Raw genomic sequence first — 10,609 nt, forward strand, 5'->3', positions numbered from 1 at the left:
CGCGCAAGGGCCGCCTGGCGGCGGCCCTTATAGCGACGCTGCCTTAAGCCAGGATGTCCATTGCTGGCAACGGGCGCAAAAGCTATTTCGTCACAGCCAGTTGCAGGCGCTTGCCGGTTCTATATTACCAGGCTGGAAGCGAGCGGCGTCATCGTCGGCTATACCGTCCGGCTAAAGCCCGAGGCCGAGCTGCATCGCATACGGGCCTGGATGACTATCGCTGTCGAGGGAAGCCACGCGGTGGGCGTGTTGCAGGCGCTGCGCGGGGAACCGAATATCCACGCCCTGCATTCCACCAACGGCCGCTGGGACATGATCGCGGAATTGCGGGCTGATAACCTGGAGTCGTTCAATAACGTGCTTGGGCGTATCCGTTTGATTCCGGGTATCGCGAATACGGAAACCAGCATCCTGTTATCGACGCACAAGATATAGAGCGTATCGGCAGTGCTGCCGTATTTGCGCGGTGATCCATGGCCGCGGCGCCTGAATCAGCCAGATAGAAAATTCGCGAAGATGTGATCATTGTCAGGCGCCAATTGCGACGCCTATACACAATCGCCTGTGGAAAATTGCGGCATCGAGAGCCGTAGCGGAGATGGCGTCGGCCGATCTTCCTGAGCCAACACAGCGAGATTTAGAAAATTTCCCCTTTGTTGCAGAAAATCCTTACATGAATATCGGGAATGCCTGATTGAGACCGGATTTTTATTCTGCCATGCTAGCACCCTGCAAATTGCTCTTCCAAACGCGTGAAATCTAATACCTGCGCGACGTCGAGGCGATGTCGCCATCCTCGTCGCGGATGGACCTGAACACCATTCAATTCAATCAGGGAGTTTTCTTGTGAAGCGTTACGCCGGTGTATTTTTGTGTGTTTTTGCCAGTGTCATTGCCATTGCGGGCAGCTTGCTGCCAGCTGCGGAAAGCCGTGCGGATACGCTGGACGACATCCAGGACCGGCGCGTGATCCGCATCGCCGTGCCGAAAGATACGCCGCCATTCGGAGCAGATAACCGCTACAAGTCGCTGGAAGGATTTGACATCTCGGTCGCCAGGATGATCGCGCTGGAACTGGGCGTCAAACTGGATATGGTGCCGCTGGCCAGCGCTGAACGTATCCCCTCGCTGGTGAACCGGCACGTCGACCTGGTGATTTCCAGCCTGGGTAAAAATCCGGAGCGCTTGAAGCAGATCGATTTTTCGCAAGCCTATGCGCCGTTCTACCTGGGTGTTTTCGGCGCGCCGAATCTGGATGTAAAAAATGCCGCCGGCCTGGCAGGTAAATCCATTGCCGTCCTCAAGGATTCGATCGAAGATGCAGAACTCACAAAAATAGCGCCGTCCTCCGCCAGCATCAAACGCTTCACCACCAACAAGGAAGCAGAACAATCCTATCTCAAAGGCGAATCCAGCCTGCTGGCGGCGGGCAACGTACTGATTTCCGCCTTCACCAAGGAACAGGCGGAGAACACCCGGCTGAAAATCGTGTTGAAAGACTCACCTTGTTTCATCGGGGTGAATAAAAACGAAACAGCCTTGCTGAACAAGGTCAACGCCATGCTGAGCAGCATCAAGAAAAACGGCATACTCAACATCAATGCCCAGCGCTGGTTCAAGGCGCCGCTGCCTGACAGCGTATTGCATAGCTGAGCTGAAGTACCCGCATTTTTATCCGCAGCCACTATGCCAAAGGCGGCGTATGTCTGGTAGGCGTGACTTCTTCGTGGTAATGCAAGCCTGCTTCTGCCGACGACATCAACGAGGCGTTGGCGAGAATGGTTTCAGTGAGCAGCATCGGCTTGGCGGGATCGGACCAACACGCAAACGCTGCGTTTCTATTGCCATGCAGGTCAACGATTTTTCTTCTTGCTTCAGCATATGACGCGCCAGGGCGGGGCGGAGAGGGAAACACTTGGGACGGCAGCACGATGGCGTCGCCCGGCGCTATCCACAGGTCGGCCAGTGAAATCTCATTCACATAGGGACGCCAGCGGGCTACGCTGATGACCAGCGGATGGCTGTCCTGGGAAAAAAAGACGTGCGGGAAATGATGGAATTCGAGGTCAGTGGGATTGTAGGTCAGCAGTTCGCGCCGTCGGGCCGCTTCCAGATAGGGAGATTGATGGCCCGCCCATTTGCCGTAGGTGTATTGTGAGCAGACCAGGCTCTCATAGTCAAAACGGACGCATTCGCCGGCTTTTAACAAGGTCATGCCAAAGGCGTGTGCAGTCTCCGGCGTCGCCCGCAGACCTTGGTAATGGACTTCTTTTACCTTGAAGTCAAACAAGGTGATTGCATAGGATGCATCTGGAACGATTTTTTCCTTGTGCCCGATGTCGATGTACCTGATTCCCCGTTCCAGATCCGGATCTTGCGCCGCCATCTCGACCAGCGTTCCTTTCGGCTCGTGCAGATGCTGAGGGTGGCCTTGATGGTTATACAGATAAGGATAGGTCTTGGCGTCAGGGAGCGGAAATGGACTGCCATCGAGAATGAATACAATCGGATTGAACAGGTTCGGGGCCACGAGTTTGCTCCAGCTTTAAGCGAAATGGCGGAATGGCGGAACGACGAATAAAGCCAAGGTGTTGATATTACATCAGCATGGCGCCATCTTGAAGCGCTGGCATCGCTGTTGAAGGTTTTCACTATCCCCGCAAATTCGCATTTGCGGGGATGGGTAAACGTAACCTGCTTAATTAAAAACAGGTTTCCAGACTAGGATTTAATCTGGAAGGAGCAAGCGTTCACATCGCCGCCGGTTCCATCGCATGTCACTTTGAACGCGCCTGGCGGCTCGCAGCTGATGCGCTGGCTGTTGCTGCCGTTGAGCGGACAGCCGAAATGGATGGTAATGATTGCATTGCCGATGTGCCAGGTTGCAGTGCCTTCCGTGCCCGATGGCGAGCTGTCCCGCCCTTGCGAAGCGAAACGGCTATTGCTGAAGCTGGGGACATCGACCGGCGATTGCATCCATTTGCCCCAGGACAGATTGGAGCTTTTGATGATCATCGGAAGTTGTGTGAAATTGCTAACGGTTCCCTGAACCTGTAGACGTTCATAGGCTACCTTGATTTCTTCTGCAGACAGTTCGGATGCGGCGACAGTGGTATTCATATTATTCTCCGTGTGACAGCTGGCGATAAGGCGCTTTGGAAATTGCCCCCGTTATTTAAAGTGGTTTCTGGACTCCACTGGTTTTGCCCTGAGCGTGGTGTAGCTTTCGGCAGTCGGACGCCGCCTGTTTCCAAGATGTTTTTACAAATGGAACGTCTGGTCGCCATCTCGTTGAACGTATAATTCATCTCGATGCCGTGTCCTGAGCGAAGCACCCTGTTTGCGTCTTGTTGGATCAAGTATGGAAGCGCGCCTGGCTCTGCGAAAGTGCATCGCGGGATCAGTTCGGTATCAGTTCGGTATCAGATCAGCCCCTTGCCGCGCGGCCGGGGCGGCACGATGTTCAGTTGTACTTTCGTCCTAAGAAAGGCCGGTATGCCGGATAGCTCGCTGCAAATTCCCAAAGCGCTTGTGCGGCCATGAGCTACGCATCGCTCCAGAGTGTGCCGGGCGCAGCTTCCGCGGTTTCCGATGGACGCATCATGCTCGATGCCGGTCTGCTGAAAGGGATGCGCAAAGAGCGCGGCATCAGCCAGGAAGCCCTGGCCGAGTTGTGTTTTACGAAACAGCTTTGCGTCTCGATTGCCTCGATCAAGCGTGCGGAAACAGGCAAGCCGGTGCTATATCGCACGGCGCGCCATCTCGCGACCATATTGGGAGTGGACCTGAATACGCTGGTGAGCAAGGTCCAGGTCGACGACGCGCCGTCACACATGCCGCTCGCTTACGCGGGCAGTGAAGCGGGAGCTGAAATCGTGCTCGCCGCAGCCATGGGTTCGAATCCGCCAAAGGAATATCCTGAGGACGTTATCCGTTATGTGCTGGAGCTGCGTTTTGAATTGCGTTCCGAATCGCCTGTGCCGGCGGGCGTATCGTCGTCGCTGCGCGACGAGCTGGCGCAACTGATCCGGCAGTTCGGCGGCGTTATCGATACCGTCCACGGTAGCCAGGAAAGCCCGGTGATCGCGCATTTCGGCTTTCCGCACGCCTATCGCAGCGATAGCGAACGCTGCCTGCTGTGCGCCTTTGTCCTGAGCAGCGATTTTGTCCGGCCCGGCCACGCCATCTGGCTGCGGCTGATGCGCTGGCCTGGCCAGCCGGGAGTCTCCGCGCAATATGGCCGGGCGCTGAAGGATCCGGCAGATTCGGGGTATGGAAATGCACCGATCTATGTCGCGAGCAGCCTGGTTGTGCAATTGGCTGCACGTTTTGATTTTGCTCCCGCCGCGGATGAATTTGCGTCTTACCGCCAGTGCCTGCGCGCGCGTCCGCAGAACGGCGCACTTGAAAGCGGCTTGACCGGGCGCGCCATAGAAATCCTCCAGTTCAAGGGCGTGGTCGAAGCGACGCAGGAATGCCAGAATGGACACGTTGTCTATGTGCGTGGCATGGCAGGGGTCGGCAAGACGCGTCTGGTGAGGGAGTTTTTCGAGATTGCGCGGCAAAGCCGGTTTTCTTGTCATCAGGGCGAAGTGCTGGACTTCGGCATGGAAAGTTCCTATGCTCCGCTGCGGCAACTGGTGCGCAGCCTGCTTGGCTTGTCCGGCGTGGCGACCGGGGTTGCGCAGGATGCGGTCCTGCATGCAGCGCTGGAACGCTGGAAGTTGCCGGCGGAAGCGAATGTTTTCCTGCAGGTGCTGGCCGGCGCTACGCCAGGCAGGCAGGATATGGCGGTGTATGCCGCCATGAGCAATGAAGCGCGGATGCAGGGCTCTTTGCGTGCAATGCAATTGCTGCTGGTGCGTTTGGCGCTGCAGCAGCCCTTGCTGATTTGCATGGAAGATTTACATTGGGGCGACGCGCATCTGTTTGCCGCCCTGGGCAGCTTGCTGTCTATGACGGATGACGCGCCGATCCTCTGGGTGCTGACTTCGCGCAATGACGGCGATCCGCTGGAGAACGCGTTGCGGCCGCGCTTCTCCAATCCTTTGAGTTTGCTCGATGTCGCCCCCATGCGGGCGCGCGAAGCTGCCTTGCTGGCGGAGCAGTTCGTCGGCGTCGATCCCGGCTATCGGGCGGATTGCATAGAAAAGGCGCAAGGCAATCCGCTGTATCTGACGCAGCTGCTATCCAATCCGGCGGGCACGGTGCCCGAGAGCCTGAAGCATTTGATCCAGGCGCGCCTCGACCGGCTTGAGCCGCAACACCGACGCGCCCTTTCCATGGCGTCGGTGATCGGCAACCGGTTTGAATTGTCTGCGTTGCGGGTGGTGCTGGAGCAGGCGGATTATCAACCTGCGCGTATCGGTATCGCGTACCAGAACCTGATCAAGGAAATCGAGCCTGGCTGTTATATGTTCGTGCATGACCTGGTGATGCACTGTATTTACGATGCCATACCTCTCCCTCTGCGCAACAGCTATCATCGGCGCGTCGCCAGGCAGGTGCGCCAGTCCGATCCAACCCTGTATGCCAGGCACCTGGTGCGTGCCAACGACCTTGCCGCCTTCGAGGCGCTGTTGAACGCCATACAGGACAAGCTGCGCGGTTATCAGTACGACGACGCCACGGAACTGGCGCAGTTGTGCGATGCGTTTACCGATAAAGCGGCCGTCAGTTTCGAGCTGGCCTTGCTGCACGCCCGCGCCGCTGCCGGCATCGGCAAAACCACCTCGTCGAAGCAATACTTTCAACGCGCCATGCAACTCGCCGAGCGCCCCGATGAGAAAATCGAAGCAGCATTGGGGCTGGCCCCGGTGCTCAATACGCTCGATAGCCTGGATGAAGAAGAGCGTTTGCTGGAGGCGACGCTGCCGCTCGCCAGGAGTGTGCTAGCCCATGACGCGCTGGCCCGTTTGTTTCACCTGCAGGGCAATATCTTTTTCCCGCGCGGCGACTATCTGCGCTGCCGCGACCATCATCAAGAAGCCCTGCATTTTTCGCGCATCAGCGAAAATCCGGAAAGCCAGGCCAACGCACTAAGCGGAATTGGCGATTCCTACTACGCCGAAGGCCGGATGCAAACGGCGCACGATGTATTCGATCGCTGCGTTCGGCTGTGTCAAAGACATGATTTGATGAACGTTCTGGCGCCCAGCCGTAGTGCGCGCGGTTCGACCCTCATCTATCTGGGGCGGCCGGCACTGGCTTTGCAGGATGCGATGGATTCGGTGCAGCACTGCCGCACCGTAGGGAACCGTCGTGCAGAGATTTTTTCGCGGCTGACTGCCGCCTGGGTGCTGGTGGCGACCGCTGCCGACGAGAGAGCCTGGGAAGAATTGTCGGCCGCACTGGACGTCGCCCGCAGCATTGGCGCCGGCCGCTTTGAAGCAATCCTGCTGGAAGGCCTGGCGCGGGTCGCCTTCTGGCGCGACGACCAGGCGCGGGCGCTCGCTTGCATCCTGGAAGCCGCCGAACTGGTCGAGCGGCTGCAATTGCAGCGTTATATCGGCCCCTGGATATGGGGCAGCGTGGCCCTGATTGCGGAAGATCCTGTCATGCGTCAGAACGCTTTGCAAAAGGGCGAAGCGCAATTTGCCCGCGGCTGCCTTGCTCACAACACGTTCCGCTTCTATGTTGCCGCCGCTGAAACCAGCCTGATGACTGGCGACTACGGCCAGGCCAGCCGATACGCGCAGCAAATGACCGCCATGATGCAAGCCGAATCCTGCATCTGGGTTGAGCATCATGTGCAATTGATCGACAGTGCGGTCAGTTGCCTGCAGGACCGTAGTCACGCGCAGGTGAGCGCCCTGCAAAAGGTCTGGCGTGCATCGGAAGAGCTGGGGTTTGCGGCGACGATGCCGAAGCTGGCGCGCAAACTGGGACTGCGCTGACCCGGGACCTATCTGAAGGAACTCTTTTTTCCGGTTTTGATATTCAAGGCGAAGCGTACGCCATTTTCGGTACACGGCATGTCGTCCGGCGGTTCGTCGCCTGCCAGTGCGCCGGATACGACCGGCAAGCCTTCGCCTTTGCGTAACAGTTCATCCGAGCGTTCATATACATTCTGGCAACCGGTTTCGGCGATCAAGGCTTGTACGATGGGCACCTTCCACGCATCGACGCCGGCCGCCTGGAACTGGCATACCAGAAAACCTTTCTGGCCCCCAAACCAATCGACCACCAGGCCGGACAAGCCATCTTCCTCACCGAGCACCAGATATAGCGGCTTACCGGAGTTGACGGCAGGCTTTTTGCCTTTTGCGATGCGCGCCGCCACCGCGGCCTTGATCCGGCGCTTGATCAGCGCATGGTCGACCGCCTCGTGTTGATCGAAGGTCCAGACGCGGGCGCGGATCTGCGATTTCGCGTTGTAGGCGGCGCGCGCCAGGAATTGCATGGAAGACGATTGGATCAGCGCGGTCGCGCCCGGTTTCATGTGCTCGCCGGGTTTGCCGTCCACCCGCTCGACCGCGGACGCGTAAATCCAGGGTTGACGATCCAGCAGGCTTTTTTCTTTGCCTTGTTTGATGGTGACGATAAGCATGGGGATGACTTCCAGATATGACTAATGGGGATGTTGAAACATCCATGGACAGAGTGGTGTGTACAAAAACGCAACTGCAACATGGTAATTACGCGCATTGTAAAACGGAAAACCCGAAAGTTCCGGTTTCCGGGCTGCAGGAATTGCGTCAAAGCCCCTCTGACGCAGCTCGGCGCAATGTGAAGATCTATCCAAGATGCGCCGCACAGAGCGGCCGACAAGGCATCAGTCTTAGCTGGCGACCCCGGGCGCAGGAAGGATGATTTCAGAAGCGACCTTCTAATCCTGCCATCGGATGTCCGGGCGCGGCCTTCGCGTCAGACGTAGCGAGGAATAGTCCCGACGGCGTGCTTTGCACAGCATTACGACCATGCCGGGCGCGAGAACTACTTCGTTGAAGCAAGCGGTTCAACAACGCGTGGATATGGCTTGCCATTGATCCGTCGCGGGCGCGGCATGAACTTGTCGTTCAAGATGTCATTCGAGACATCGTAATAACGGGATTGGATGCCCAGCAGTCCCATCACGGTGTGCTCCAGATGATCGGTCTGGTATGGACGCTGCTCGAGGGCGGTTTTTGTCATCGGATTCTTGCCAGGAAAAGACCGGGTCCAGACCACCATCGGGATTTCGTAGCCGGAAGAATCTGCCACCGATTGGCCGGCATGGTTGCGCGTATGTCCGACTTCTTGTGCGTGATCCGAGCTGAACAGCAGGCTTGCGCTGCCTTCCTGCATAGTGTTCATGGTTCGCTGAATCAGGCTTCCCACAACATGATCGTTATAGCTGATCGCGTTGTCGTACTGGTCGCGCAGCTGGCGTATCCATGGGGAACGGCCTTGATCGGACAAGCCCTGCGCGACCGCATCCTCCACGCCATCGAACCTGGCGAAATCCTCGGGATAGCGCATGTCGTAGGTCGGATGAGCGCCGAGCAGATGCACCACGATCAGTTTCTTCGGCGCCTGGTCCGACAACGCCGTTGCAAATCCCGGCAGCAAATTGGCGTCGAAATTATTTTCACCGCGGCCAGCGCCTTTATTGATGAACACCCGCTCGTCGGCCTGGCCGGAAACCACGCCCAGCCAGCCATCATTGGGAACCTGGTTGGAAATCCAGAAAGTCTTGTAGCCGGCTTCTTCCGCCAGCATCAGCACGTCCGGCTTGTGGCTCCATGCATCCGGATTATCGAGGTCCGCGGGGGTCAGCATTTTCATCAGCGAGGACATGGTCGCCGGCGCGGATGAGAGCACGTCATTGAACACAATCAGATCAGGGCGCAACGCGTCGAGCAATGGTGTGGTTTGCCGCGCGTAGCCATACAGCGACATGTTGTTGCGATTCAGGCTCTCGCCGATTACCCAGACCACGGTGTTCTTTTCCGGCCCCCGGTACTGCACCATCCATTCTGTCCGCCGGGCCATGTTGAGCGTGATATTGCGCTGCATTTCAGCGGCCGCAAGTACTTGCGACTGGTAGTCCATGTAACGCATCGGCCAGAACAGCAAAGGATTTTCCTTCGCCATGGTCGGATTGAAATGCAGGGCGATGAATGCACCCAGCAAGGCAGCTACCGCAATCTTCGTTCCGCGTTTTTCCGGCAGGATTTCCTCGCCAAGCTCACGACGCGAAAAGCGTCGTTCGCCCCATGCTGCGCTGGCCATCACGATGAGAAACATCGCAGCCGCCTCTGCCACGTCGCGCCAGTTGTGGAGGAAGAACTCGTTCGTTTCCGCAGGATTGGTGTTGACGATCGCATCCAGGACCATCGAATGATTCGGCCGCAATCCGAAATGATCGCGCAAGAAACCCTTCACCGCCGCATCCAGGAAAAACAGGAAAAGCAGTAGTAGCGTGCTGGCGGAGAGCCAGCGCGGTCTCGCGCGGCAGATCACGAAGAGGCCGGTGATTCCAGGCAAGCAAGTTGCCATCAGGATACTGCTCTTGGCGAGCTCATTTACGCTCAGCATGCCGAACGCCCAGAATACGCACAGCCCGCCGATGCCAAGATACAGCCGGTTCGCCAATTGTTTCAATTGCATTGTCTCCGCAGCCGGGGTCGGCGTTTTCCTGGTGAAGTTGATTATTAGATTTCTGCTGCGGGGGGGGGGGGCTCGTTCCGGAATTCGGGGCGAGACCTACCGCGCGTGGGATCAGACCAAATCTTGATGAATTAGTGCCGTGCCAGCGAAAAACTGGCGGGGACATTGCTCGTTTGTAATTGACGGCGCTGGTGCCTTCTGGCGGTCTTTGCTTCGCCATCCCTTGGCGTCAATGCACCGCCTGCTGTCGCAAATACTCGGCGCGCTTCATGTCGAGATACGCGTTCCGATCCATCTCATGCAATTGCAGAGGATAGCGTTCAATCGCCGTAAAAGAATTCTGCAAACGCTTCTCTTGCTGCGCCGCTGGCGCTTCGTTGGCGGCCGCTAGAAAAGAATCGATGGCGAGGAAATAGCGCATCGTGTTGCGTTCCACCACGCCACGCATCCCGCCGACATAGTCAGGCTGGCCATCGGCCCGCTTGCCGGTCACGGTGAATCCCACCTTGCCCCTGCCGATCGTCATGAGATAGGTTCGCATGGCTTGGCGCGCGACGAAATTTGTTGTGTAAGAGTAGGTCAGGTGCAAAAAAGTCTTGGCGTTCGGCAGCGCCGCCGCTTCCAGCAGGATATGGTAATCGCTGGTGCCCAGCGGCCCGTCCTTGGCGTTGAGGAGGATTTCGAGATAGTCCCCGGTCGCCGCCGCGACGCTGTAATTGAAATCGACATGCGTCGCATCCGTCAGTGGCTGGGGCGTCTTCTTGCCGATATAGACGCGCAGGGTGGCGCCCGGCGGTCCGGCCTTTGCACGACAGTATTTGGTATTGATATGCAGGAGCATGATGTCGCACCAGTGATCCGGATTGTTCAGGCCGGTACTCACCGCGTCGTACGGGTAATCGATGATCGCGTAGATGTCGCCTTTCGCGTGGTTCGGCATGTCGGCGGACTCGAGAACCAGCGGCCGCTTGAATTGATTCTGCCCCAGTTGCTGCTCCAGCGACGCGTATTTTGCGCG

Annotated in this window: 8 protein-coding genes; 3 read left to right on the plus strand and 5 right to left on the minus strand. The window is 57.7% G+C overall.

Translation table 11 applies throughout. The features are described from left to right. The first annotated feature begins 63 nt into the window (after positions 1-63). A complete protein-coding gene (locus ABI171_RS14815) occupies positions 64-435 on the plus strand; it encodes an Lrp/AsnC family transcriptional regulator (protein WP_348093321.1) in 372 nt (123 codons plus the stop codon). 411 nt (positions 436-846) lie between these two features. Further along, entirely contained in the window at positions 847-1,653 is an 807-nt protein-coding gene (locus ABI171_RS14820) for a transporter substrate-binding domain-containing protein (protein WP_348093312.1), read from the plus strand. Between the two features lie 31 nt (positions 1,654-1,684). Here the strand turns inward: ABI171_RS14820 and ABI171_RS14825 are convergent, their stop codons facing one another. Together ABI171_RS14825 and ABI171_RS14830 are read right to left on the minus strand one after the other, a co-directional pair. Continuing rightward, the gene (locus ABI171_RS14825) at positions 1,685-2,530 is read right to left on the minus strand and encodes a hypothetical protein (RefSeq protein ID WP_348093313.1); all 846 of its coding nucleotides are present in this window, start codon (positions 2,528-2,530) and stop codon (positions 1,685-1,687) included. 191 nt (positions 2,531-2,721) lie between these two features. Further along, positions 2,722-3,120 (minus strand): aegerolysin family protein, encoded by a 399-nt coding sequence (locus ABI171_RS14830; RefSeq protein ID WP_348093314.1) that lies wholly within the window; start codon positions 3,118-3,120, stop codon positions 2,722-2,724. Positions 3,121-3,539: 419 nt separating this feature from the next. Here ABI171_RS14830 and ABI171_RS14835 point away from each other — a divergent pair, with 419 nt between their 5' ends. Next, entirely contained in the window at positions 3,540-6,896 is a 3,357-nt protein-coding gene (locus ABI171_RS14835) for an AAA family ATPase (protein WP_348093315.1), read from the plus strand. An 8-nt stretch (positions 6,897-6,904) separates the two neighbouring features. Here ABI171_RS14835 and ABI171_RS14840 read toward each other — a convergent pair whose 3' ends face one another. The 3 genes from ABI171_RS14840 to ABI171_RS14850 form a co-directional block, all read right to left on the minus strand. Next, positions 6,905-7,549 carry an SAM-dependent methyltransferase gene (locus ABI171_RS14840; RefSeq protein WP_348093316.1) on the minus strand — a complete coding sequence of 215 codons (645 nt, stop codon included), beginning with the start codon at positions 7,547-7,549 and terminating at the stop codon, positions 6,905-6,907. A gap of 386 nt (positions 7,550-7,935) precedes the next feature. Next, entirely contained in the window at positions 7,936-9,591 is a 1,656-nt protein-coding gene (locus ABI171_RS14845; RefSeq protein ID WP_348093317.1) for a phosphoethanolamine transferase, read from the minus strand. Positions 9,592-9,820: 229 nt separating this feature from the next. Further along, positions 9,821-10,609: hypothetical protein (locus ABI171_RS14850; RefSeq protein ID WP_348093318.1), on the minus strand; the 789-nt coding region annotated here is incomplete at its 5' end.

The organism is Collimonas sp. (assembly GCF_039923675.1).
Classification (GTDB): domain Bacteria; phylum Pseudomonadota; class Gammaproteobacteria; order Burkholderiales; family Burkholderiaceae_D; genus Collimonas.

Coding starts and splice junctions, on each gene's coding strand:
- ABI171_RS14830 (WP_348093314.1), bottom strand. CDS start 3,120: ATGAATACCACTGTCGCCGCATCCGAACTGTCTGCAGAAGAAATCAAG.
- ABI171_RS14835 (WP_348093315.1), top strand. CDS start 3,540: ATGAGCTACGCATCGCTCCAGAGTGTGCCGGGCGCAGCTTCCGCGGTT.
- ABI171_RS14840 (WP_348093316.1), bottom strand. CDS start 7,549: ATGCTTATCGTCACCATCAAACAAGGCAAAGAAAAAAGCCTGCTGGAT.
- ABI171_RS14845 (WP_348093317.1), bottom strand. CDS start 9,591: ATGCAATTGAAACAATTGGCGAACCGGCTGTATCTTGGCATCGGCGGG.